At 69.1% G+C, this 22,580-nt stretch carries 22 protein-coding genes; 12 read left to right on the top strand and 10 right to left on the bottom strand.

Translation table 11 applies throughout. From position 1 onward, the window contains the following. Positions 1 to 79 precede the first annotated feature (79 nt). A complete protein-coding gene (locus tag ACFFGH_RS22650; protein WP_386672571.1) occupies positions 80 to 1,294 on the top strand; it encodes an amidohydrolase in 1,215 nt (404 codons plus the stop codon). On the opposite strand, the gene ACFFGH_RS22645 is transcribed toward ACFFGH_RS22650, so the two are convergent. Next, positions 1,295 to 2,104: a phosphotransferase enzyme family protein gene (locus ACFFGH_RS22645; RefSeq protein WP_386672570.1), complete on the bottom strand. Its 810-nt coding sequence runs from the start codon at positions 2,102 to 2,104 to the stop codon at positions 1,295 to 1,297. A 124-nt stretch (positions 2,105 to 2,228) separates the two neighbouring features. Here ACFFGH_RS22645 and ACFFGH_RS22640 point away from each other — a divergent pair, with 124 nt between their 5' ends. Continuing rightward, positions 2,229 to 3,548: an MFS transporter gene (locus tag ACFFGH_RS22640; RefSeq protein ID WP_386672568.1), complete on the top strand. Its 1,320-nt coding sequence runs from the start codon at positions 2,229 to 2,231 to the stop codon at positions 3,546 to 3,548. Between the two features lie 11 nt (positions 3,549 to 3,559). On the opposite strand, the gene ACFFGH_RS22635 is transcribed toward ACFFGH_RS22640, so the two are convergent. From ACFFGH_RS22635 to ACFFGH_RS22625, 3 genes are read right to left on the bottom strand one after another with little or no spacing between them, the layout of a single operon-like run. Further along, entirely contained in the window at positions 3,560 to 4,606 is a 1,047-nt protein-coding gene (locus tag ACFFGH_RS22635; protein WP_386672566.1) for a Gfo/Idh/MocA family protein, read from the bottom strand. Between the two features lie 50 nt (positions 4,607 to 4,656). Further along, positions 4,657 to 5,895 carry an RNA polymerase sigma factor gene (locus ACFFGH_RS22630; RefSeq protein WP_386672564.1) on the bottom strand — a complete coding sequence of 413 codons (1,239 nt, stop codon included), beginning with the start codon at positions 5,893 to 5,895 and terminating at the stop codon, positions 4,657 to 4,659. Continuing rightward, positions 5,892 to 6,311: a YciI family protein gene (locus tag ACFFGH_RS22625; RefSeq protein ID WP_386672562.1), complete on the bottom strand. Its 420-nt coding sequence runs from the start codon at positions 6,309 to 6,311 to the stop codon at positions 5,892 to 5,894. The genes ACFFGH_RS22630 and ACFFGH_RS22625 overlap by 4 nt, the downstream gene beginning before the upstream one ends. A 209-nt stretch (positions 6,312 to 6,520) precedes the next feature. Here ACFFGH_RS22625 and ACFFGH_RS22620 point away from each other — a divergent pair, with 209 nt between their 5' ends. Then, a complete protein-coding gene (locus ACFFGH_RS22620) occupies positions 6,521 to 6,979 on the top strand; it encodes a hypothetical protein (RefSeq protein WP_386672560.1) in 459 nt (152 codons plus the stop codon). 612 nt (positions 6,980 to 7,591) lie between these two features. On the opposite strand, the gene ACFFGH_RS22615 is transcribed toward ACFFGH_RS22620, so the two are convergent. Next, a complete protein-coding gene (locus tag ACFFGH_RS22615; RefSeq protein WP_386672558.1) occupies positions 7,592 to 8,656 on the bottom strand; it encodes an aldo/keto reductase in 1,065 nt (354 codons plus the stop codon). A 60-nt stretch (positions 8,657 to 8,716) separates the two neighbouring features. On the opposite strand from ACFFGH_RS22615, the gene ACFFGH_RS22610 reads away from it, so the two are divergent. The 4 genes from ACFFGH_RS22610 (at position 8,717) to ACFFGH_RS22595 (ending at position 12,815) form a co-directional block, all read left to right on the top strand. Further along, a complete protein-coding gene (locus ACFFGH_RS22610) occupies positions 8,717 to 9,694 on the top strand; it encodes a Gfo/Idh/MocA family protein (RefSeq protein ID WP_386672556.1) in 978 nt (325 codons plus the stop codon). Positions 9,695 to 9,760: 66 nt separating this feature from the next. Beyond that, positions 9,761 to 10,894, top strand: a complete 1,134-nt coding sequence (locus tag ACFFGH_RS22605) for a helix-turn-helix domain-containing protein (protein ID WP_386672554.1) — start codon at positions 9,761 to 9,763, stop codon at positions 10,892 to 10,894. A gap of 35 nt (positions 10,895 to 10,929) precedes the next feature. Continuing rightward, positions 10,930 to 11,820: an alpha/beta fold hydrolase gene (locus ACFFGH_RS22600; RefSeq protein ID WP_386672552.1), complete on the top strand. Its 891-nt coding sequence runs from the start codon at positions 10,930 to 10,932 to the stop codon at positions 11,818 to 11,820. Positions 11,821 to 11,948: 128 nt separating this feature from the next. Continuing rightward, the gene (locus tag ACFFGH_RS22595; protein ID WP_386672550.1) at positions 11,949 to 12,815 is read left to right on the top strand and encodes an alpha/beta fold hydrolase; all 867 of its coding nucleotides are present in this window, start codon (positions 11,949 to 11,951) and stop codon (positions 12,813 to 12,815) included. A gap of 278 nt (positions 12,816 to 13,093) precedes the next feature. On the opposite strand, the gene ACFFGH_RS22590 is transcribed toward ACFFGH_RS22595, so the two are convergent. Then, positions 13,094 to 14,044, bottom strand: coding sequence for an NAD(P)-dependent alcohol dehydrogenase (locus ACFFGH_RS22590; RefSeq protein WP_386672548.1), 951 nt, complete (start codon positions 14,042 to 14,044; stop codon positions 13,094 to 13,096). Continuing rightward, a complete protein-coding gene (locus ACFFGH_RS22585) occupies positions 14,041 to 15,102 on the bottom strand; it encodes an AraC family transcriptional regulator (RefSeq protein WP_386672546.1) in 1,062 nt (353 codons plus the stop codon). Before ACFFGH_RS22585 ends, ACFFGH_RS22590 begins: the two co-directional genes overlap by 4 nt. A 221-nt stretch (positions 15,103 to 15,323) precedes the next feature. Between ACFFGH_RS22585 and ACFFGH_RS22580 the strand changes: the two genes are divergently transcribed. Next, positions 15,324 to 15,779 carry a hypothetical protein gene (locus tag ACFFGH_RS22580; RefSeq protein ID WP_386672544.1) on the top strand — a complete coding sequence of 152 codons (456 nt, stop codon included), beginning with the start codon at positions 15,324 to 15,326 and terminating at the stop codon, positions 15,777 to 15,779. A gap of 66 nt (positions 15,780 to 15,845) precedes the next feature. Here the strand turns inward: ACFFGH_RS22580 and ACFFGH_RS22575 are convergent, their stop codons facing one another. The 3 genes from ACFFGH_RS22575 to ACFFGH_RS22565 form a co-directional block, all read right to left on the bottom strand. Next, positions 15,846 to 17,843, bottom strand: a complete 1,998-nt coding sequence (locus ACFFGH_RS22575) for a class I tRNA ligase family protein (RefSeq protein WP_386672542.1) — start codon at positions 17,841 to 17,843, stop codon at positions 15,846 to 15,848. A gap of 36 nt (positions 17,844 to 17,879) precedes the next feature. After that, a complete protein-coding gene (locus tag ACFFGH_RS22570) occupies positions 17,880 to 18,533 on the bottom strand; it encodes a class I tRNA ligase family protein (RefSeq protein WP_386672540.1) in 654 nt (217 codons plus the stop codon). 123 nt (positions 18,534 to 18,656) lie between these two features. Next, complete coding sequence (locus tag ACFFGH_RS22565; protein WP_386672538.1) at positions 18,657 to 19,139, bottom strand: GNAT family N-acetyltransferase; 483 nt, start codon at positions 19,137 to 19,139, stop codon at positions 18,657 to 18,659. A gap of 160 nt (positions 19,140 to 19,299) precedes the next feature. On the opposite strand from ACFFGH_RS22565, the gene ACFFGH_RS22560 reads away from it, so the two are divergent. From ACFFGH_RS22560 to ACFFGH_RS22545, 4 genes are all read left to right on the top strand, one after another. Then, positions 19,300 to 20,322, top strand: coding sequence for an AAA family ATPase (locus ACFFGH_RS22560; RefSeq protein ID WP_386672536.1), 1,023 nt, complete (start codon positions 19,300 to 19,302; stop codon positions 20,320 to 20,322). Positions 20,323 to 20,478: 156 nt separating this feature from the next. Then, positions 20,479 to 20,934 carry a TetR/AcrR family transcriptional regulator gene (locus ACFFGH_RS22555; RefSeq protein WP_386672534.1) on the top strand — a complete coding sequence of 152 codons (456 nt, stop codon included), beginning with the start codon at positions 20,479 to 20,481 and terminating at the stop codon, positions 20,932 to 20,934. Between the two features lie 163 nt (positions 20,935 to 21,097). Continuing rightward, positions 21,098 to 22,039 carry a hypothetical protein gene (locus ACFFGH_RS22550; RefSeq protein ID WP_386672532.1) on the top strand — a complete coding sequence of 314 codons (942 nt, stop codon included), beginning with the start codon at positions 21,098 to 21,100 and terminating at the stop codon, positions 22,037 to 22,039. A gap of 101 nt (positions 22,040 to 22,140) precedes the next feature. After that, entirely contained in the window at positions 22,141 to 22,560 is a 420-nt protein-coding gene (locus ACFFGH_RS22545) for an uL11 family ribosomal protein (protein ID WP_386672530.1), read from the top strand. Positions 22,561 to 22,580 lie beyond the last annotated feature (20 nt).

Below are 22,580 nucleotides of genomic sequence, written 5' to 3'. Positions count from 1 at the left end.
CTCTATTCTCGACCCTCCCGGGCGCCGGCGCTGGAACGCTCCCTCGCATGACGAGCATCCCCGCGAATACGCTCGTGCCATGGCCATCGATCTCGCTGCCGTCTACCGCGATCTGCACGCACACCCGGAGCTCTCCTTCCAGGAGCACCGCACGGCCGGCATCGTCGCCGACCACCTGTCCGCGCTGAGCTACGCGGTCACCACCGGCGTGGGCGGCACCGGCGTCGTCGGCGTGCTCGAGAACGGCGCCGGGCCCACGGTGCTGCTCCGCGCCGACATGGACGGCCTTCCGGTGCTCGAGGAGACCGGGCTGGACTACGCCAGCACCGCCCGCGGGACCGACCCCGACGGCGCCGACGTTCCCGTCATGCACGCCTGCGGACACGACGTGCACGTGACCTGCCTGCTGGGCGCGGCAGAGACGCTCGCCGCCGTCGCGGACGAGTGGTCCGGAATCCTCGTCGTGCTCTTCCAGCCCGCCGAGGAGTGGGGCGGCGGCGCGGACCGCATGGTCGCGGACGGACTGTACGACCGGGTGCCGCGACCCGATATCGTGCTCGGTCAGCACGTGGCGCCGTTCCCCGCCGGTTTCGCCGCTGTCCGCGCCGGCGCGGCCATGGCGGCCGCCGACTCGATCGACATCACGCTGCACGGCACCGGCGGACACGGGTCCCGCCCGGAGACCACGGTGGACCCCGTCTATCTCGCCGCGAACGTGGTGACGCGACTGCAGGGCATCGTGTCCCGAGAGGTCGCCCCGGCGGACAGTGCGGTGGTCACCGTCGGGCAGCTTCACGCGGGCACCAAGAACAACATCATTCCGCCGTCCGCGCGGCTCGGCCTCAGCGTGCGGACCTTCGACGACGCCGTGCGCGACAAGGTCGTCGCCGCGATCGAGCGGGTCACCCGGGCGGAAGCGGACGCGTCCGGCGCACCGAGGGCGCCGGAGTTCGACTACGTCGAGCGCTTCCCGCTGACGGTGAACGATCATGCGGCGACCGCGCGGACCGTGGAGGCACTGCGGAACGTGCTCGGTCAGGGACGGGTGCTCGATCCGGGGCCGATCTCCGGCAGCGAGGACGTCGGGGTGCTGGCGACCGCGGCAGGCGCCCCGCTCGTGTACTGGTTCCTCGGCGGCTTCGACCCGGCGCTGTTCGCGGACTCCCTGGAGTCTGGCCGGATGCCGGAGGATGTGCCGTCGAACCACTCGCCCTACTTCGCGCCCCTGCTCGAGCCGACGCTGTCGACCGGCGTGAGAACGCTGGTGGCCGCCGCGCGGGAGTGGCTGAACTGATCAGCAGCGAAGCGTTGCGTCGATGTGCGGCGCTTCAGCGGCGAGCCAGCGCTCCGCGCGTGCCAGGCGGTCCTTGACACCCTCGTCCCACCACCGCTCGAACAGCGGATCCGCGTCCGCAGCGGCGCGCATCGTCAGCAGGGAGTTCCGGGAGCGCTGCACCGCCGTTCGCACGACGAGCGCCCGCTGGGCCGCATCGAGCCCATAGGCATCGGCGAAGACGCGGACCCGCTGGGCGACGTCGGCGTCCGCCAGCGATGCCGCGCGGTCGGCCGGATGAAGCAGTGGCGCCCACCAGTACAGCGCATTGACGCAGTCGGCGACCCGCGTCGTCGGCCGAGCGAGGTCGAAGTCGATGAAGGCCGCCGGAACGCCGTCGCGGAACACGACGTTCCCTGGGCAGTAATCCGAGTGCGCGACCAGTTCCGGCGTCTCGAACAGGGGCACGACGTTCGCGACCGGAGCGCCGGGAATCCGGCCCCAGACGGCATCGGGCGGAGCGGTCCACTCTTCCGCCGCATCGTGCATCCGGCGGATCAGCCTGGCGAGGCCCACGAGGACGGCTTCCCGGGTCGCCCACGCGGGGAGCGGTTCCACCGGGATGTCGCCTGGGACGAACGAGAGCACCTCACGCCCCTCGTCGTCATAGCCGAGCGGCGCCGGCACGAAGTCGACCCGGGACTCATGCAGATGGCGGAGGAACGCGTGCACGGTGGCGGTGAAGGGTCGCACCGGCCTCCGCACGGTGTCCCCGAGCCGGACGACTCGGGTCACGCCGCCCTCGGCGAGCACGTCCTCGTCTCCGGTCATCCGAGGAGGCTAACGGCGCCGGGGCGGAGCACCAAGTCGACGCTGGTCCACGTCGTCCGCCGGGTCTAGCATCGGGCCCATCCGACGGATTGGAGACGTGATGGCGGGGACGGCGAGGAGCACGGTGGCGAAGTTGCCCGCGGCGGCCCGGAAGATCCAGCGGATCTACCTTGTGCTGCTTCTCGGGAACACCCTGGCGGCCTCGTTCATCTGGGGCATCAACACCCTGTTCCTGCTCGACGCGGGGCTCACCAACCTCGAGGCGTTCGCTGCGAACGCGTTCTTCACCGCCGGCATGGTGATCTTCGAGGTTCCCACCGGTGTCGTCGCCGACACGGTCGGCCGGCGCGCGTCCTACCTGCTCGGCACCGTCACCCTCGCGGCCAGCACCGTCCTGTACTGGCTGATGTGGCTCTGGTCCGCGCCGTTCTGGGCGTGGGCGATGGTCTCGGTGCTGCTGGGCCTCGGCTTCACCTTCTTCTCCGGCGCGGTCGAGGCGTGGCTCGTCGATGCCCTCCGCGCCTCCGGATACGAGGGCGAACTCGAACCGGTGTTCGCGAAGGGCCTGATGGTGTCCGGCGCGGCGATGCTGCTCGGGTCCGTCGCCGGCGGCGTGCTGGCGCAGGCGACGGATTTGGGCGTCCCGTTCCTGGTGCGTGCCGGCGTGCTCCTTGCCATGTTCGTCGTCGCGTTCATGGTGATGCGCGACCTGGGGTTCACGCCCGACAAGTCGCAGCGGCCGCTCGGAGCGGTGAAGACACTGTTCCGCACCTCGGTCAAGCACGGGCTCGGCAACCCGCCCGTGCGGTACCTGATGCTCGCGGCGCCGTTCACCGCGGGGGTCGGCATCTACGTCTTCTACGCGCTCCAGCCGTATCTGCTGCAACTGTGGGGCGACGAGGAGGCGTACTCCATCGCGGGTCTCGCAGCGGCGATCGTCGCGGGGTCGCAGATCGCCGGCGGGTTCCTCGCGCCGATTGTCCGCCGGATGTTCCGGAAGCGGACGACCACGATGCTGCTTTCGGCGGCCGCCGGGGTCGCCCTGCTGCTCAGCCTCGGTCTCACCTCGCACTTCTGGATCGCGCTGCTGCTGCTGACCCTCTGGGGCGTGGTCTCGGCAATCGGCGAGCCGATCGGCCAGGCGTACATCAACGATCTGATCCCGTCGAAGCAGCGCGCGACCGTCCTGTCATTCGACTCGCTGATGGGCAATGTCGGCGGGGTGGCCATCCAGCCGGCGCTCGGCCGCACCGCGGATCTCGGCGGCTACTCGTTCTCGCTCGTCGTGAGCGGCGCCATCAGCGCGGTCGCGCTGCCCTTCCTGTACCTCAGCCGGAGGCAGAACGCGACCGCGGATGTGGCGGTGGGCGAGACGCAGCCGGTTCCGGATGATGCTCCCGCACCCAAGCCGGACCCGTCGACCGACGCCGAGCTGGATCGCTGAGCGGAATCCCGCTACTCCGCGCCCGCTCCTGGGACGGATTCCCACCGCCCCGTCTCTGCGGCCCGGTAGACCGCCGCGATGAACGCCGCCGCGTGCGCCGCCGGCATGGGCTCCCCGCAGACGTTCGCCGCGCCGTCCACCACGTCGATCAGATACTCCGCCGGCCTGTGGGTCGGATAGCCGGGCTGGTCGCTGTCCGGGGCCGCGACACGCTCCGCGCCATCCGGCAGGAACAGGCGGGCGGTCCCTGCCTTCAGATCCTGTTCGACCATTCCGGCGGTTCCCGTGTATCGAACCACCTGCCGCGACGGCAGCCCGGCCGGGATCGCTCCGGAAGACATGGCAACGCCGAGCACGTCGCCTTCGAGACGGAACGCCACCGAGTCGACGAGGTCGACCTCCAGTCCGCGAGCGCTCACCTGTGCGGCCGTCTGCTCGAACCGGCGGCCGGTCACCCACGCGACCATGCCAACGGCGTGGGTCAGCTGGGTGAGCGCCTGCCCGCCACCGGTGTCGCTGCGGTAGGAGGAGGGATGCGGTCGTCCTGGGTCATCGGGGTCGCCCGTGTCGTCGAAGAGCCGCACCATGTTGGAGGTGAACTCGACGCTGACGGTGACGAGCTCGCCGAGCTCATTCCGCACCCAGTCCCGCACGGCGAGCGCCGCGGGCGCGAACTGGGAGGTGTACCCCACGACGAGCTCGCGCCGGTGCTCCTGCGCCAGCCGGACCAGCTCGTATGCGTCAGCGGCCGTCGTCGCGATGGGCTTCTCGACGAGCACATGGGCGCCGGCTTCCAGCAGTTGCGCCACGATGTCGTGGTGCGCCGAAGAGCTCACCGCCACGACGGCCGCCGCGACGTCCCCGGCGGCGAGCAGCTCGTCGACCGACGAATACCAGGCCGGCACGCCGAACCGTTCGGCCACCACTCGGGCGCGATCCACCTCCCGGTCGCACACCGCCACGAGCCTGACCCTGCTGTCCGCCGCGAGCGCGGGAAGGTGATGAGTGGTCGCCCACCAGCCCGTACCGATCACAGCGACTGGGATTCCCTCTGCCATGACCCCAGCCTGACGCGGCTGCCTGGATGGCTCCGGAATTCGCGCGCGGTCTAAGGCTGCGCAGCCTTCGCCAGCAGGACGGCGCGTTCGGCGGCGTTCTCGCACAGCTCCGCGGCACGCAGATACTCGTCGCGTGCTTCGCTGCCACGGCCCAGTCGCGCGAGCATCTCCGCCCGCACGGCCGGCACAAGATGGTGCCCCTGCAGCCCGCCGCGTTCCTCGATCTCGTCCACCAGCCGCAGGCCCGCGGCCGGACCAGACGCCATCGCCACGGCGACCGCCCGGTTCAGGTTCACGATCGGCGATGGTGCAACCTGTCCGAGCGCCTCGTACAGCAGCACGATGCGGTTCCAGTCGGTCTCGGAGACGGATGCCGCAACCGCGTGACATTCCGCCATCGACGCCTGCAGGCCGTACGGGCCGAGCCCGCGTCCGGCGGCCGCCGCCCGAGCGAGCGCCGCCCGGCCGCGCAGGATGGCCGAACGGTCCCACCGGCGCCGGTCCTGATGCTCCAGCAGCACCGGACGACCGGCCCGGTCGAGCCGTGCCGGGAACCGGGCGGCGGTCAGCTCGAGCAGCGCGAGAAGCCCCCACACTTCCGGTTCCGGCACCAGCCGGGCGAGCACCCGCACCAGCCGCAGCGCCTCCTCGGCGAGGTCCGTCCGGATCCACGCGTCGCCGCTGGATGCCGATGACCCCTCCGTGAAGATCAGGTATACGACGCTCAGCACGGACCCGAGCCGTTCGCGCCGCTCGTGCGGTTCGGGCACGGAGAAGCCGACCTGCGCCGCGGCGAGGGTCTTCTTCGCCCGCGTGATCCGCGCCTGCACCGTCGCGACCGGCACGAGGAAGGCCCTCGCGATCTCGTCGGTGGTCAGTCCGCCGACCACCCGCAGGGTCAGCGCGATCCGCGCCTCCTTCGACAGCACCGGGTGGCAGGCGGTGAACATGAGCGCGAGCACGTCGTCGTCGATGGCGTCCGGGTCGAACAGTGTGTCCGGACCCGGGGTCGTCTCGTCCAGGTCTCGGGCGAGCACGGCGTAGCGCTCATCCCCGGCGGACCGGCGCCGGAACGCGTCGATCGCCCGCCGTCGGCCGACCGCCAGGAGCCACGTCGTCGGATTGTCCGGGATCCCACCGGTCTCCCACCCGACGAGGGCTTCCGCGAGCGCCTCCTGGGCGACATCCTCGGCGAGCGCGAAGTCGCGGGTGTAGCGGGCCAGCGCGCCGACGATGCGTGCGGACTCGATCCGCCACACCGCCTCGACGGCGCGCCGCGCCTCACTCACAGCTGCCCTGTCGCCTCACGCCAGGCGCGCTCCTTCTGGATCCACTCGTTGTCCTGCGGGAACTCGTCGATGGTTGGCACCCGGCGGATCTCGACCTTGGTGCCCTCGAAGCGGGGCATCCGCTTCGTCCACTCGACGGCCTCCTCCTTCGACGCGACGTTCAGGAGGTAGAAGCCGTTGAACAGCTCCTTCGTCTCCCCGTATGGCCCGTCGGTGACAACGGGCGTCTCGCCGCTGAAGTCCACGACCACACCCTCCGTCGCGGGGTCGAGGCCTTCAGCGGCAAGCAGGACGCCGGCGCGGATCAGCTCGTCGTTGAACCGGCCCATCGTCTCGAGCATCTCGTTGAAGTCGACGTTCTCGAGCTTCGCGAGTGCCTCGTCGGTGGACCGCATGATCAGCATGTACTTGGCCATGTTGTGCTCCTTGTTGTCCGGAGGATTCTCTCGACCCTCTCACCCATAGGTCGAACGGGTGAAGTGCGGATCGACACGCAGTGCACGCTGTTTGTTCTGGAGATCTGTGCCGGACGGGACATCCACGCCTGGGAGGGGTGCGTGTGTCCCGTCGACTGTGCCGTGGGGTCACTTCCGGCGGGACGCGACCCGAACATAGCGTCGCGGCTATGAAAGCTCTCGCCCTCGTCGCAATCCCCGTTCTCGCTGTCTCCCTCACCGGCTGCATCACCGTGCAGGCCGGCCCCGCCGCCGAGGCGCCTGGAGGCCCTGAACCCGTCGCGACGGCGGTCCCCGAGACGCCCACTCCGGCGCCCGGCCCCGACAGCCCGCTGACCGCGCTCGAGGTCTACGACATGTGCATCGAGCTGGCGCTGACCTACTACCAGGGCGACCACTCGCTCATCGAGTTCACCCCATTCGACGAAGCCCAGGTGGTCACGCGCGAAGACGGGTACATCTACACCTACATCGAAGTGACCGACCGCAACCACGACGAATGGATGATGAACGACACCGCGAGTGAATGCATCATCGGCGGCACCCATGGGAACCCTGACCGGGTGCTCTACGGCGTGACCACCCGGCACGACGACCGCGACCCGAACGCGCCGCTGCCGACGGCGTGAGGCGCGGCCGCGCCGCTGAAGTTGTCCGGTCCCGCTCGCACACGCGGCCTCGCGGGCGTACCCTGTGAGCAGCAGCCGCCACCAGGACCCCGTGATGGCTGATTCATGCTCAGGAGTCGACCCAGACCCCGCCTACCCTGAGGCGCCCGCGAGTTCGCGCCTGTCCTCAGCGCTCGGCCTCCCGGCGACACGCATCTTGCTGGACGCTTGAACGCGGCACGAGGTTCGGATGACCCTGAAAACCGGGCGGTCGCCCAGAACAGCGGATCCCCTGGCCGTCATCGTGCTCACCGGGATCACCGGGCTGGTGCTGGCGACGATCGCGCTGGTGCTCCTGATGTAGGTGGGGGCCGATCGGGCGGCCCCCACCTACCCTCATCCGACTCACGAAGGCCGTACACCGCAATGGACGCCGAGGACACCGCAGAGGACACCACTGAGCGCGTTCCGTGCTGCAGCGAGTGCAACGGTGCACTCGAAATCGAGCTCTGGATCCTGGAGCCGCGGGACATCGCGCTCTTGCACGTGTGCGTGAAACACGGGGTGGTCGCGATCAGCCGACCGTTCCGTTGAACGATCGCTGCTCATCGGTGAATCGTGACCGGGCGGCGCTCACCTGCCGCCGCTGATTTTCCGGTGCCGCTGTTCCCTACCGGGCGCCCCATACGGGTAGTCGTCCGCCGGCGGCGCGCTGACCTCCGTCAGCCGTTCGAGTTCGGCGGCATCCAGCTGCAGCGCGACGGCAGCCATGTTGTCCTGCAGCTGCTCGACGGAGCGGGCGCCGAGGATCACCGACGTCACGGCCGGCTGCGCCCCGAGCCACGCCAGCGCGGCCTGCGAGGGGGACACCCCGTGCGCCTCGGCGATCTCGCGGACCGCGTCGATCACCCGCCAGGTGCGCTCGCTCGCGTTCCGCTGCTTCCACGCCTCCAGCCCGCGCTCCGGGTTCTCCCCCAGCCGCGTCGTGCCCGTCGGCGGCACGTCGCGCTGGTACTTGCCGCTCAGCCAGCCGCCGCCGAGCGGCGACCACGGCAGCAGACCGATCCCGGCATCGAGGGCGGCCGGAACGATCTCGTGCTCGATGCCGCGGACCAGCAGGTTGTACTGCGGCTGGAGGGTCACGGGCATTGCCCACCCATGGCGCTCGGCGAGCATCACGGCCTTCGTCAGCTGCCAGCCCGTGAAGTTCGAGAATCCGTAGTAGCCGATCTTGCCCGCTCGGACGGCGTCGTCGAGGAACCGCAGTGTCTCTTCGAGCGGTGTGAGCGCGTCCCACGCGTGCATCTGGTAGAGGTCGATGTGCTCGACCCCGAGGCGACGCAGCGAATCCTCCAGCGCGGTGCGCAGGTGGCGTCGCGAGGTGCCGAGGTCGTTCGGGCCCGCGCCCATCGGGAACCGCGCCTTGGTGGCCAGCACCAGCTGCGCCGCCTCCGTCGGGTTCGCCGCGAGCCAGGTGCCGAGAATCTCCTCGCTCCGGCCGGAACTGTAGACGTCCGCCGTGTCGAGGAAGTTGCCGCCACCGGCGACGTAGGCGTCGAGGATCGCGTGTGAGGTCGACTCGTCAGCCTCGGCGCCGAAGGTCATCGTGCCCAGCGCCTGGGCGAAGACGACGGCGCCGCTGCGGCCGAGCATGCGATATGGGTTCGGAGGGGAGTCTGGGTTCTGGTCTGCAGTCACCCTGCGACGCTAGGCAACGCCGCTGGGAGCCGCCGCCGAATCGAGCCTTAGGGTGAGCGGGTGAGCCTTCGCATCGGAATCCTCGGCGCGGCAGCGATCGCCCCGGCCGCCGTTCTCCGGCCCGCGCGCCGTCGCGACGACGTCGAGGTCGCCGCGGTGGCGGCCCGCAGCGCCGAGCGCGCCGACGCCTACGCGCGTCAGCACGGCATCGCCCGGGCGTACGGGTCGTACGAGGAGCTGGTAGCCGATCCGGCGATCGATCTGGTCTATGTCGCGCTGCCCAACTCGCTCCACGCCGAGTGGTCGATCGCCGCACTGCGCGCCGGCAAGCACGTGCTGTGCGAGAAGCCGTTCGCCATGAACGCCACCGAGGCGCGCCGCATGACGGAGGCCGCCGGAGAGACCGGCCGACGTCTCATCGAGGCATTCCACGACGACTACCATCCGCTCGCGGCCCGGACCGCTGAGCTCGCGGCCGAGATCGGCCCGATCCGCTCGGTCGAGGCCGTGTTCCTGGTGACCAATCGCTTCGAGCCGGGGGCGCTGCGCCACGAGCCGAGCCTCGGCGGCGGCGCGCTCATGGATCTCGGCTGCTACGCGGTGCATGGCGTGCGCCGCCTGCTCGGCGAGGAGCCGACCGTGGTCAGCGCCACCGCGGTGCTCGGCCCGGCGGGCGTCGACGAGTCGATCGAGGCCCGGCTGGAGTTTCCATCCGGCGCGATCGCGATGGTGCGCGCCAGCATGGCCGCCGAGTTCGCGAACTGGATCCGTTTCGAGTCCGACACCGGCCGGGTCGAGATCGAGGGGGTCGTGTTCCCCGCGCGCGGGCACAGCATTCGGAGCCGGATTTCCGGCGTGGAGCGAGTGCAGACCGTGGGGGGCGACGAGACGTACGACCACCAGCTCGCCGCGATCGTCCAGGCGCTCAAAGACGGTACTCCGCTGCCGACCGAGGGCGACGATCCCGTGGCGAACATGGTGGTGATCGACGCGATCTACGCTGTGGCCGGGGTGCACCGGCCGGTCCCGACGGTGTGACGGCCACCTCTTCTCCCACCACTTGTCCGTGGCACCGACCCGGCGCATCATTGAAGGTCAAGGCGCATGGACGGCCGGACGACATCGGCCCTCTTCAAGCCCGCCTTGACCGAGGTCGTGTGGCCGAATGGTGAGTGCAAGACGATGACGTCGTCGACGGGCGCGGTGGTGCGCCAGCGATTCGACCTCCGCGAGGTCGCACCGCGCGATCGGCTCACCGTCCTCGACGAGGTTGCCGGCCGCTCATCCGTGCCGTTCCGCGCGCAGCGGTTGGATCCCTCCCGACTTCTCCGGTACGCGCATGACTCCTTGATGCTCGGCCCGCTCGGGATCAACCAGACGACGCTCGGCAATTATGTCGGCCACCGATCGCCCGCTCAGGCTCGAGACTCATCCGAGCCTCGCCTCGTGATCGCGCTGGACACCACGGGCGGGCCGCTCCGGGTTGAGCAAGAGGGCCGTCACGTGGCGAGCAGCCGCGGCTCCATCGTGCCGTGGTGGAGTGTGAGCGCCTGGACGGTGCGAGCGGGTGAGGTTCAGACGATCCGCGCGGTGTCGGTTCCGTTGGACGCGATCGGTCTGCCGCATCTGCTGATCCACGACCTCCTGGCGACCGACCTTGGTGCGAGCCCGCTCGGTCGCCTCTTCTCTGACCACCTCGACAACACGCTTCGGCTGCCTGAGATGAGCCCGACCGTGATGGCCACACTCTCCCGAGTGACCATCGAGCTGCTGCGAGCGCTGCTGTCGACGGCCGCCGGCGATGAATTCTCCAGTCGCGAACCGCTCCACCGGACACTCGGCGTGCGCATCATGCTGCATATCCAGGGGAATGTCACCGACCCGACGCTCTCGGCCGACTCGATCGCCGCCACGTTCGGCATCTCCCGGCGTTACCTCTATCTGCTGCTGAGCCGACTCGACGTCTCCCTGGCCGAGTGGGTGCGCGATGAGCGGCTGCAGCGAGCGGCGGACGCGCTCGCGAACCCGGCCGATGCACACGTCTCGATCGCAGCGATCGCCCACCAGTCTGGGTTCCTCGATCATTCGTCGTTCTCCCGCGCGTTCAAGACGAAGTACGGCAGCACGCCGACCGAATGGCGCGACCGCAGCGCTGGAATCCCGCCCACCAGGCCGCTCGGAGCCGCGGGGTCCGCGTGGGTCGTGCACTGGACGCACAACAAGTTGCACGGCCAGTGAATGCGCGGGTCGCAGCGCCGGAATAGCGTCGCGACATGGCATACATCACCGTCGGCACCGAGAACTCGACCGACATCAATCTGTATTACGAGGATCAGGGCGACGGGCCAGCCGTGCTCCTGATCCACGGCTACCCGTTGGACGGCCGCTCCTGGGAGAAGCAGACGATCGCGCTGCTCGAGGCCGGTCACCGCGTGATCACCTACGACCGCCGCGGGTTCGGCAAGTCGAGCCAGCCTGCGGGCGGATACGACTACGACACGTTCGCGGCCGACCTCAACACCCTGGTGGAGGTACTCGACCTCCGGGACGTCGCGCTCGTCGGATTCTCCATGGGAACCGGTGAAGTCGGACGCTATCTGGCGAACTACGGTGCCGATCGCGTGTCGAAGGCCGTGTTCCTCGCGACCGTTGAGCCGTTCCTCCTGCTGACCGACGGCAACCCCACCGGCGTGCCGCAGGCCGTGTTCGATGACATCATGGCCGCCGCGCGCGCCGACCGGTACGCCTGGTACACGAAGTTCTACGAAAACTTCTACAACCTCGACCAGAACCTCGGCACCCTCGCGAGCGAAGAACTGGTGCAAGCGTCGTGGATTTCGGCGATCGCCAGCGCCCCGGTCGCCGCGTACGCCGTCGTGCCGTCATGGATCGAGGACTTCCGAGGCGACGTGGAGAAGGTCCGAGCCTCCGGGGTCCCCTCACTCATCGTGCATGGCGTCGACGACCGGATCCTTCCGATCGACTCGGCCGGCCGGCCGTTCCACGCCGCGTTCCCGGAGGCCGAATACGTCGAGATTCCCGGCGCACCCCACGGCTTCCTGTGGACTCACGCCGATGAAGCCAGTCGGCTGCTCGTGAAGTTCTTGGGGTCAGCCGACGCACCGGGTGAACGCCAGACGATGACGGCGGCGAGGGCGGGTTAGCTCGTCGAGCCGGATCACACAGGAGTTCTGCGGTGACGGAGGCTCAGCAGGCGGTTCACGCCACGCTCTCACCCGACGGCCCAGCTCGGGCCGCACGCCCGGGCTTCGGCGATTTCGACGCTCGGTCCGTGCGAACCTCCCGGGGGGAGGTGCACGCGATGGTCGGCGGAAGCGGCCCGCCGGTCCTTCTCCTCCACGGGTATCCGCAATCCAGCATGATGTGGCGCGACGCCGCGACGCTGCTCGCGAAGCGGTGCACCGTCGTGGCGACCGACCTGGCGGGGTACGGCCGTTCATTCCGGCCCGCACCAACAGCCGATCACCGCGCCCACGACAAGCGGACGATGGGAGGGGACCAGCTGGAGACCATGCAGGCGCTCGGCTTCGACCGGTTCTCCGTCGCCGGACATGACCGCGGCGGCCGGGTCGCCTACCGGATGGCCCTCGACCACCCCGCGCACGTAGCTCGACTGGCGGTGCTCGACATCGTCCCGACGGCGGAGGTGTACCGGCTGAACGGGACGCTGTTCGGACGGTTCTATTGGCACTGGTCGTTCCTCGCACAGCCCGCCCCCCTTCCCGAGCGCCTCATCGGCGGCGACCGCGACGCGTTCTTCGACCTCCACGTGCGGGCGGGTATGGGGCTCGGCGCGACCGAGGGCAGGTACCCGGCGGAGATCATGCTGGGCTACCGGCAGGCGCTCGACGATCCCGGCCTCGTCGAGGGGATGTGCGAGGACTACCGGGCGGGCGCCGGCGCTGATCGGGAGGCGGATGAGGCGGATGCCGCCGCCGGCGCGCGCATCGACTGCCCGGTGCTGGTGCTGTGGGCCGGCCGCGGCAGCCTGCCGCGCGTCTACCCCGACGTGCTCGAGGTCTGGCGCGCCTGGGCTCGGAACGTTCGCGGCGAGCCCATCGATGCGGCGCACTTCCTCGTCGAGGACCAGCCGGAGCAGGTCGCGGCGCGGCTGGCCTCCTTCGTCGCCGGCCCGTAGCGGACGACGAACGTGTCGGATCCGACCCCGGCAAGAGCCACGTCACCAAGTTCACCGTGGATCAGATCGAACAGGGGTACGGCGAGCTCGGCAAGGGCGAGGCCTGGGTGCAGTTCTGTCTTGTCGGCGCAGACACCTTCGTGAGCGAGTCGGAGTTCCTGCACGTGCGGTGACGCTGAATCGGACGGCTTGACGACGAGGCGTCGCCGGTACCCGGCGGCGCCTCCGCCTCTGAGCGGCTCGTCACGCCGAGTGGCCGCACGGAACAAACCGGCCCGTTACGGGGTGACGATCACTTTCCCGAGCGCATGACCCTCGCCGACCCGGGCCAGCGCCTGCGGCGCCTCGGCGAGCGTGAAGGTGCGGTCGATCCGAATCCGCACCTCACCGTCGATGCAGCGCTGCGTGAGCGGCTCGAAATGCGTCGGCCCCGTACGGACGATCAGCAGCCCAAGCCGGCGTCCGGTGAGCCGGGCGGCCAGCGCCCCGACGGTAACGACGCGCAGGAGCGTCCGCACCGTACCGCCGACGCAGAGGTAGCGGCCGCCGCGGGCGAGCGCCCGCCGGTACGCGAACACGGATCGCTGCGCGACGAGGTCGAGGATGAGGTCGAAGGAGCCAAGCCGGGTGAAGTCCTGCGTGCGGTAGTCGACGACCTCGTCGGCGCCGAGCTCACGCATGTACTGGAGCTTCCCCGCGTTGTCGACTGCCGTGACATGGGCTCCGGACAGCTTCGCGAGCTGGATCGCGAAGGAGCCGGTGCCGCCGCCTCCGCCGTTGATCAGCACGCGCTGCCCACGGCGAGCCGTTGCGGTTCCCTGCAGCGCGATGGCGCCCGCCTGCGGCAGGGTCGCGGCCTCGGCGAAGGTCAGCTCTGTCGGCTTCGGCGCGAGCGAGGACTCGGCCGCCACGGCATACTCGGCGAAGCCGCCCATCAGGTCGAGAATGTCGCCGTACACCTCGTCGCCCACACGGAAGCGGGTGACGCCCGAGCCGATCGCCGTGACACGGCCGGCGATATCGGACCCGAGCACCCGGCGGCGGGGGGCCCGCAGTCCGCCGATCCGCGCGTATCCTGGGCTGCCGGTCAGCCCCTCCCAATCGGAGAGATTGACGGAGGTGGCGGCAATCTGGATGAGCACCTGCTTGTGGCCCGGCGACGGCTCCGGGATCTCCTCGATCCCCAGCACCTCCGGTCCGCCGTAGCGGTCGTACACGACCGCCTTCATGCCGATCGGCTCCCGGCGGGCGTTGCGGACCCGGGTGAAGGCGCGGCGGCCTGCAACCGATATGCGGCTCGCGGGCTGTTGCCGGTCCATCGCTTGAAGGCCCGCGAGAATGCTGCCGGCTCCGAGAACCCGACGAGATAGGCCGTCTCGTTCACGGATGTCTTCTGGCCACCGAGATAGTGCAGGGCGAGTTTGTGACGCAGCTCGTCGAGCACCGTCTCGAACGTGACCCCTTCCGCCTTGAGTTGGCGGTAGAGAGTCTGGCGGCTCACGGCCAGCTTGTCGGCGATCAGTTCCATGGATGCGGTGCCTGTGTGCAGGATCGGCATGAGCAGGCTCTCGACTCGGCCTCGTGTGGACTTCGATCCCTCGAGCGACTGGAGCAGGTGGTCGGCATGCTCGCTCAGGATGCCGAAGGCGTAGCGCGGCTGAACGGCGATCTGCTGGGTCAGCCGTGCCTCCTCCACCCGCATGGCGTTCCACCCGCTCGAGAACGTCGTCGGAGACTCGAAGTACCGGTCATACTCCGCTTGGTAGCCTGGCGCCGGATGCGTGACGTTCACTTCCCTGACGAGCGGGGTGTCCCAGAACGGCCGGGTGAGGCGCATGAACCTGCCGAACGTGACCTCGGTGAGCTCCGGAAAGTCGTTCGGGTCGGGCCGTGTGTCCACGAGCCACAGCTGCCCGTTCCGGCGCTGCCATTGAAAGCGATCGGCCGTCCCGACATCCACGTCGATCACCAGCTGTCCGTAGCGGTTCGCCTGCACGATCGCATCCCGCACCGTCTCGCAGGCATGGAAGATCAGCCCGAGGATCGAGAACTCTTGCATATGCACGCTCTTGCCGAATCGGAGTCCGAAGGCCGGGTCCCCGGTCAGCTCTTTGCTCGCCAGCATAAGCCGGTGGTACTCGGACATCGTGACGCGGTTGTCCTGGTCCCGCAGCCGCTCCGGGTCGATGCCCGAGCGCCGGTGCAGCGCCGCTCGACTTGCGCCTTCGCTCACCGCGAGCTCGATCAAACTCGCGGCGTTCCCCGCCGAGACCGTGGGGTCAGCCACGCGTCGGGCTCAGATTGGCGCCTGAGGACAAGTATCTGATTCCTGGGGTCATGGGCGTCTCCCGGTATGGGTGGGACTCTACTCGTCGAGGGGCCGGACGGCCACGACCGGGCCGGCCACAGCACCCTGCCGATGCTCACGCACGCGTGTTCATCCTCCACGAAATCCACCGCTTCCCGGCGTTGCCGGACGCATCCACCCCACGAACCCAGGAGACCACCATGCCGACCACTCAAGCCGGGAGCGCCACGGAACATCGTGCTGCCGATGAATACCGCCTGCCCGCCTACCGCCTGAATCTCATGCGATTCGGCTATCTGGTGATGGGTGTCGGCCTCGTCGTCTTCCGGTGGCCGTCTCTGCTGCAGGCCTCCTCGCTCTCGGTGATGGAAGGGGCGGTCGTCTGCCTGATGGTCGCGCTTTCGCTCCTCGCCTTCCTCGGCCTGAGGTACCCGATCGCGATGATGCCGGTCCTGGTGTTCGAGGTGGCGTGGAAGCTGCTCTGGCTCGCTGTCGTGGCCGTGCCGCACCTGCTGGCGAACGACATGGATGCTCCGACCGAGAAGCTCTTCTCGAGCGTGCTCTGGGTCGTGATTATCATCGCCGTCACCCCGTGGGATTACGTGTGGAAGCGCTACGTGAAGGAGCCCGGGGACCGGTGGCGCCGCAGCGCCTGACCGGTCCGACGTGAACGAGCCCCGCAGCCAACGTCTGCGGGGCCGTCCGCGGCGTTGGCCGGCGCCCTACAGGTCGATCCTGACGACCACGTTGACCACGTTCGGCGGCTTGACGATCACGCGCACCAACGCCCCGTTGCGGATCGTCTGCTGGACTCGCTCGTTCTTCAGCGCCAGCGACTCGAGGCTCTCCGCATCGATACCGTCCGGAACCGAGATGCGGGCCCTGACCTTGCCGTTGACCTGAATCACGCAGGTCACCAGCTCATCGGCGAGCAGATGATGGTCGGCTCTGGGAACAGGGTGCTGCGACACTGAGCCGCGCTCCCCCATCCGCTCCCACAACTCCTCGGCCACATGCGGCGCGAACGGGGCGAGCATCTGGACGAGTGGCACCAGCACCTCGCGAGGGGCTGTTCCTGCTCGCGTCACGCTGTTGTTGAGTTCGATGAGTTTCGAGATGGCGGTGTTGAGCCGGAGTTGCGGGACGTCCTGATGGTAGGAGCGGAGCACTCGGTGCAGCTGCCTCGTCAACGACTCGGACGGTGGGTCGTCCGTGACTCGTGAGCCGTCATCGTCGGCCACGACGTTTCGCCAGACACGCTGGAGGAACCGCAGTCCACCGACCACCGCCCGCGTATCCCATGGCCGGGAGGTGTCGAGCGGTCCCATCGACATCTCGTAGAGCCGAAGGGTGTCGGCTCCGTACAGCTCACAGACCTCGTCCGGGGTGATGGAGTTCTTCAGCGACTTGCCCATCTTGCCGAGGTGCCTGGTCACCCGCTCGCCGCGCCAGACGAACTCCCCGTCCTGTTCTTGGACTTCCGTCGCCTCGACCGCGATACCGCGAGGATCGCGGTAGACGTACGCCTGGATCACCCCCTGGTTGTACAGCCGGTGGAACGGTTCTGAAGAGGACACGTGCCCGAGGTCGTGCAGCACCTTGTGCCAGAAGCGCGCGTAGAGCAGATGCAGGACCGCGTGTTCTGCTCCGCCGACGTAGAGGTCGGCGCCGCCGCTCGGCTTGCCGATGTCGGGGCCGAGCCAATAGCGCTCGTTGCCGGGATCCCAGGCGGACGCTTCGAGTCCCGGATCGAGATACCGGAGCTCATACCAGGACGACCCTGCCCAGTTCGGCATGGTGTCCGTTTCGCGGCGATAGCGTCGCGGGCCGTCACCGAGGTCCAGCTCCGCGTGGACCCACTCCGGCGCCCTGCCGAGGGGAGCCTTGGGAACCGAATCGGCATCATCCGGGTCATAGGCGAAGGGCTTGTAGTCGTCGAGCGCGGGCAGCTCCACGGGGAGCTGCGACATGGGTACGGCATGCGGCACATCGAACTCGTCATAGACGATTGGGAACGGCTCGCCCCAGTATCGCTGCCGGCTGAACAGCCAGTCGCGCAGACGATATCGGTACTGCCTCCCGCCCAGGCCGGATCGCTCCAGCCACTCGGTGACGAGCTCGCGCGCGTGCGAGATGGTGGTCCCGTTGAGGTTCAGGTTTCCATGGGCGGAGTCGATGAGTGTCGGCTCGTCCTCCCCAGGGAGGCCGTCGCCGTCGAAGATGCTCCGCACCGGGAGGCGCTCGGCTCGGGCGAGCACGGCGTCCCGATCGTCATGTGCCGGCACCCCCATGACGGCTCCGGTGCCGTAGTCGCTCAGCACGTAGTCGGCGATGTAGACGGGCAGCTGCTGCCCGGTCACGGGGTGGCTGACCAGGTGCTCGCTTCTCGTCGCCTGGCCGGCGGGAGCGGCGGGTGCCGTCTTGGCCAGCGGGTGACTGGGGCTCAGCGCGAGGAACGTCGCGCCGAAAATCGTCTCGGGGCGAGTGGAGTAGACGGTGACGCGCCCGCCGGAGCCGCCCACGATGGGGAATTCGATGGCGGCGCCGGCTGATTGGCCGATCCAGTTCCGCTGCTGCAGCTTGATCGACTCCGGCCAGTCCAGCGGCTCCAGGTCAGCCACCAGGCGCTCAGCGTATGCGGTGATCCGAAGGTGCCACTGCCGGAGGGTCTTGCGGAAGACGGGATAGTTGCCCCGCTCCGATCTGCTGTCGTTCGTCACCTCCTCGTCCGCGAGCACGGTTCCCAGCCCCGGGCACTAGTTGACCTCGGATTCCTTCCGGTAGGCGAGCCGGTACTCGCCCAGCAGTTCCTCTTGCCGCGCCCTGCCGACGTTGTCCCAATCCAGTCCCGCCTCCGCAAGCCGAGCCCGAAGCCGTGGGATCAGCGTGGCGATGGCCCGGGCACGGTTCACCTCCGGGTCGAACCAGGACCCATAGAGCTGGAGGAATACCCACTGTGTCCACTTGTAATACGACGGCTCGGTCGTCGCGAGTGAGCGGCGCTCGTCGTGGGACATCCCGAGCCGTTCGAGCTGCCGCCGGTAGCGCTCGATGTTGTCGCGAGTGGCGACCCCGGGGTGGATGCCTGTCTGCACCGCGAACTGCTCGGCCGGAAGCCCGAACGCGTCGAATCCCATGGTGTACAGGACGTTCTTGCCTTCGCTGCGCTGATACCGCGCGTAGACGTCGGTCGCGATGAACCCGAGGGGATGTCCGACGTGGAGACCGGACCCCGACGGGTATGGGAACATGTCGAGGACGAACTCAGCTTCGCGTGCGGCCTTCGGTCCAGCGAGGGCCCCGGTGGGGTTGTCGGCGTGGAAGATGCGGCTCTCGCGCCAGCGGTGTTGCCACTTGGCTTCGATGACCTGCGCGCGGGCGGGGGTGTAGCCGGCTTCAGGTTCGGTCATCAGGACTCGGCTCTGCGCGTGCTCGGTCTGCGCGGAACCAATCTATTCGCGGGCGGGCCATTCGCGGGCGGGCGAACGCACTGCTTTCCGGCGAGAGGACCGGTATCCGCTGCGTGGGTCAGCTCACAGCTCACGGATGTAGCAGAGCATCCGGTAGTCGGCGCCGGGTTCGATGTTGACGAAGCCGTGGCGCTCGTAGAACCGCCTGGTGTCGGCGTCGATCTCGTCCACGTTGATGTGCATCTCGCCGGCGCCGCGGGCGCGCACGAGCTCGATCGCCTGGGTCAGCAGCTCGGTGCCGATCCCTCGATCGCGCAGTGCTGGACGGACGTACAGCTCCTCCAGCTGCGCGAGCGGCCCGTCGTAATACGGAGTCGGGCGCAGCGTGAGGAACGCGAATCCGATCGGCTCCCTCCTGTCGTTCTCGGCGAGGGGCACGAGGACGTCGGGCGACGCCAGGAGTCGACGGAATCGATCGCCGAGCATCTGAGCCGTCGGCGTCGGCGACTCGAACTCCATATTGAAGTCGTGAAGGAGCCTGCCGATGGTCTCTGCGTCGCCGTGAGCGGCGGGCCGGACCCGATAATCGGAGTTTGCTGTCGCCATGACGTTCCTCTTTCTTTCCTTTCAGAGCCTGTGCCAGGGGCGCCGGTGGGTCAACAGGACTCGATGTCTTGGTCCTTGGAGTGTGGAGGATCTCGTTGTTCCCGGATCACTCGGTCATTTCGCCCCGCTTCCGCGAAGCCTGCGGTATTAGGCTCCCGGCATGGTCGCCAGCCGCACCCCGCTCGAGGTTCTGCGTGACACGGTCGGGCACGTGGCCGACCAACTGAAGCAGCAGAATCTCCAGCGGGCCGACGGGGTGACTGGCGACCTCTTCGCCGGGCGGCCCGGGCCCGCCCGACCGCTCTCGGAGGTGCAGGCCGAGCTTGATGGGCTGATCGGGCTCGAGACGGTGAAGGAACAGGTGCGTGGCCTCGTCGCGTTCCTGCAGGTCCAGGCCGCCCGCAAGGCCCACGGGCTCCCCGAGGTGGCGACGTCGCAGCACCTGGTGTTCCTCGGCAATCCGGGCACAGGCAAGACTACGGTGGCGCGGCTCCTCGCCGAGATGTACCGGGCCGTCGGCCTGCTCCCGAAGGGTCATCTGGTCGAGGTCGACCGGTCGGGCCTCGTGGGGCAATACGTCGGCGCGACCGCCCTCAAGACCGACCGGGTGATCCGGCGGGCGCTCGACGGGGTCCTCTTCATCGACGAGGCGTACGCGCTCGCCCCGGAGGACGGCCGAGGCGACTTCGGACCTGAGGCGATCGAGGTCCTGCTCAAGCGGATGGAGGACCACCGCCATCGGCTGGTGGTGATCGTCGCCGGCTATCCGCGGCTCATGGAGTCGTTCCTGCGCTCGAACCCTGGCCTGCGCTCACGATTCGCGCGGGAGATCACCTTCCCGGACTATTCGGTCGAGGAGCTCCAGTCGATCTTCGGGAACATCGTGGCCCAGCATCAGTACACGTTGGAGCCCGGCGCCGAGCAGACGCTGCGCCGCATCCTGGCCGGCCTCGAGGCCCGTGAAGACTCGGGCAATGCGCGCTTCACCCGCACGCTGTTCGAGCAGTCGCTCAACCGCCAGGCGCTGCGGCTGTCGCGTGATCAGACTCGCAGCCTCGATGCGCTCGACCCTGACGACGTGACGACGCTCACCGCGGACGACATCGCGGAGGCCGCGCGCGCGTTGGGCGAGGGGCAGGATCCGGATCCCGAGCCGTCGCGGTGGCGGCGCTGGCTCGGCTGAGCCGGCCGGAACAGCTCCTCGCCTGAAGGTTCATTGCACGTTCGTCGCAGGCTGCCCGGCTCCGTGCCGCCGATTGTACGCCTCCGTATAAGCTGAAATGGCGCCGTTATGTACGGTTCCGTATAGAGCGAGATGTCCGAACGAGGGGCACCACACATGACGCGTCAGCGGACGCCCCGCCAAGCGTGGATACAGGCCGGCATGGAGGCACTCGGCGACGGCGGTCCGGCCGCGGTCCGGGTGGAGGAGCTCGCACGCCGGCTCGGAGTCACCAAGGGCGGGTTCTACGGCTATTTCGATGGCCGGGAGCAACTGCTCGCCGAGGTGCTCGACTCGTGGGAGCGCGAGGCGGCGAACGCGGTGATCGAGGAGGCCGAGACTGCGGGTGGACCGGATGCGGCCGATCGGCTGCACGCGTTGACCCGCAGTGTGCAGGCGCGCATCGGCCTGCGGCAGACCGAACTCGCGGTGCGGGACTGGGCCCGCCGTGACGACGGCGCCGCCGAGCGCATCCGCCGGGTGGACAGGGCGCGGATGGAGTACCTGTACCGCCTGTTCCTCGAGGCGACCGGTGACCCCGACGAGGCGGCCGCCCGTGCCGCGCCGCGCTGACGGCCGGGGTGTGGCTGGCCAGCCATGTGATGCGGTACGACCTGTCTCCCCGGACACACGAGGACGTCCTGCGGCTCGCATTCCGGTGGGCCGCCCTGGGCGCCGACCCACCTGGGCACGGCCCCGCAGATGCGCACGATTCGACTCAGGGAGAAGACCGGCAATGACGACCGACCACCGGGAGCCCGGCGTCCGCCCCGCCGCGCCGGCACCGCGCGGCCTGGTGCCGATCCCGATCCGTCGGGCGCTCGCCGCGCTCGCGGTCATCGCCATCCTGCCGTACACCGCCCTCAAGGTGCTGTGGCTGAGCGGCTCTGAATTCGGCATGGTTCCCGGGTCTGGGCCCGGCCTCATGCACGACACCCGGATGGAGATCGGCAACGTCGTCACCGTCGTCGCGGCGGTGACCGGGGCCGTCGTGGCGCTCGCCCTCAGCCAGCGATGGGGGCAGCGCCTGCCATGGTGGACCGTCGTTCTCCCTGCGGCGGCCGCGACCGGTGCGCTCGCGCCGATCGCCCTCGGCCTGCCGGTCGGCGCGGTGCTGCAGGCGATCGTGGCGGGCACGGTGCGATCCGGCGGCGAGGGCAACCTGACCGACTGGGTGTTCGCCCTCGTCTACGGCGGCTTCGCCGTGTTCGGCATCGCGCTTGCCGTGCTGTTCGCCGACTACGTCGAGCGTCGCTGGTCGAGGGTGGTGGACGCGGCTCCGCGGCGCCCGCACTCCCGGTGGATACGCGTCGTCACGGCGGGCGGGATCCTTCCGTTCTCCGCGGCGATGCTGTTCTGGGCGGTCGCGCCGACGTCGGCCGGCCTCGCCGGGTGGGAGTCGCTCGCGCAACGGGTCGTGCTGGTCGTCGTGGCGATCCTCAGCCTGCTCGGGTGTGGAGTGCTGTTGGCCGCCGGCGAGCGCCCGCGCCCCCGGGTGCGATGGATGCTCGGCTTCGTCGGGTGCTGCACCGCGGCGGTCCAGGGGCCGGTGATGCTGCTGCTCGCGAATGATGCCAGGATCAACCCGGCGCTCCTCGTCGTGACCCTGTTCGCCACACCCTCGGCGATGTGGCTCGGACTCTCATCGATCCATCGCACCGCCGGATCACTGCGCTGATTCATTGCGGAACCTGATTCGAAGACGGGGCTTGACCTTTACGTTGCGTCAAGAACTACCGTCGCTGTTCGTCCTCATTCCACGAGTAAGAAGGCGAACCGATGGCTCCCCGAATTGTCCGCGTCCTGACGATCGAGCTCGACGCGGGAAATGCAGCAATGGTCGAGCTGGGCAAGATGCTCGGCCCGACCGGTGTACCCCCGCACGAGGTGAAGCGGCGTTACGACGACGACACTGCGCGTTATCGCGGCGAACGGATTCCTGCCGTCGTGACCATCGCCGACGACCGATCCTGGTCGATCAGCTACAAGACGCCGCCGACCTCGTTCCTGATCAGGCGGGCGATCGGGCGTTCCGGCTCCGCGAAGGCCGGGCACGAGCCGGCCGGGTCCCTCTCGCGGGCGCAGCTGAAGGCGATCGCTGAGCGCAAGCTCCCCGACCTGAACACCGCCGACCTCGATGCCGCGATGCGCCAGATCGAGGGAACCGCGCGATCGATGGGTGTCGCGGTGCGCGATTGAGCGAACGACGGGTGAGAGCC

It is taken from the genome of Lysobacter korlensis, from assembly GCF_042434515.1.
This window is presented reverse-complemented; position numbering and strand designations above follow the sequence as displayed.

Bases quoted from the DNA above. Each gene is read 5' to 3' on its own strand.
- ACFFGH_RS22650 (WP_386672571.1), top strand. From the start codon at position 80: ATGGCCATCGATCTCGCTGCCGTCTACCGCGATCTGCACGCACACCCG.
- ACFFGH_RS22605 (WP_386672554.1), top strand. From the start codon at position 9,761: ATGGACGGCCGGACGACATCGGCCCTCTTCAAGCCCGCCTTGACCGAG.
- ACFFGH_RS22590 (WP_386672548.1), bottom strand. From the start codon at position 14,044: ATGAAGGCGGTCGTGTACGACCGCTACGGCGGACCGGAGGTGCTGGGG.
- ACFFGH_RS22570 (WP_386672540.1), bottom strand. From the start codon at position 18,533: ATGACCGAACCTGAAGCCGGCTACACCCCCGCCCGCGCGCAGGTCATC.
- ACFFGH_RS22580 (WP_386672544.1), top strand. From the start codon at position 15,324: ATGCCGACCACTCAAGCCGGGAGCGCCACGGAACATCGTGCTGCCGAT.
- ACFFGH_RS22620 (WP_386672560.1), top strand. From the start codon at position 6,521: ATGAAAGCTCTCGCCCTCGTCGCAATCCCCGTTCTCGCTGTCTCCCTC.
- ACFFGH_RS22645 (WP_386672570.1), bottom strand. From the start codon at position 2,104: ATGACCGGAGACGAGGACGTGCTCGCCGAGGGCGGCGTGACCCGAGTC.
- ACFFGH_RS22565 (WP_386672538.1), bottom strand. From the start codon at position 19,139: ATGGCGACAGCAAACTCCGATTATCGGGTCCGGCCCGCCGCTCACGGC.
- ACFFGH_RS22635 (WP_386672566.1), bottom strand. From the start codon at position 4,606: ATGGCAGAGGGAATCCCAGTCGCTGTGATCGGTACGGGCTGGTGGGCG.
- ACFFGH_RS22560 (WP_386672536.1), top strand. From the start codon at position 19,300: ATGGTCGCCAGCCGCACCCCGCTCGAGGTTCTGCGTGACACGGTCGGG.
- ACFFGH_RS22625 (WP_386672562.1), bottom strand. From the start codon at position 6,311: ATGGCCAAGTACATGCTGATCATGCGGTCCACCGACGAGGCACTCGCG.
- ACFFGH_RS22555 (WP_386672534.1), top strand. From the start codon at position 20,479: ATGACGCGTCAGCGGACGCCCCGCCAAGCGTGGATACAGGCCGGCATG.
- ACFFGH_RS22545 (WP_386672530.1), top strand. From the start codon at position 22,141: ATGGCTCCCCGAATTGTCCGCGTCCTGACGATCGAGCTCGACGCGGGA.
- ACFFGH_RS22600 (WP_386672552.1), top strand. From the start codon at position 10,930: ATGGCATACATCACCGTCGGCACCGAGAACTCGACCGACATCAATCTG.
- ACFFGH_RS22550 (WP_386672532.1), top strand. From the start codon at position 21,098: ATGACGACCGACCACCGGGAGCCCGGCGTCCGCCCCGCCGCGCCGGCA.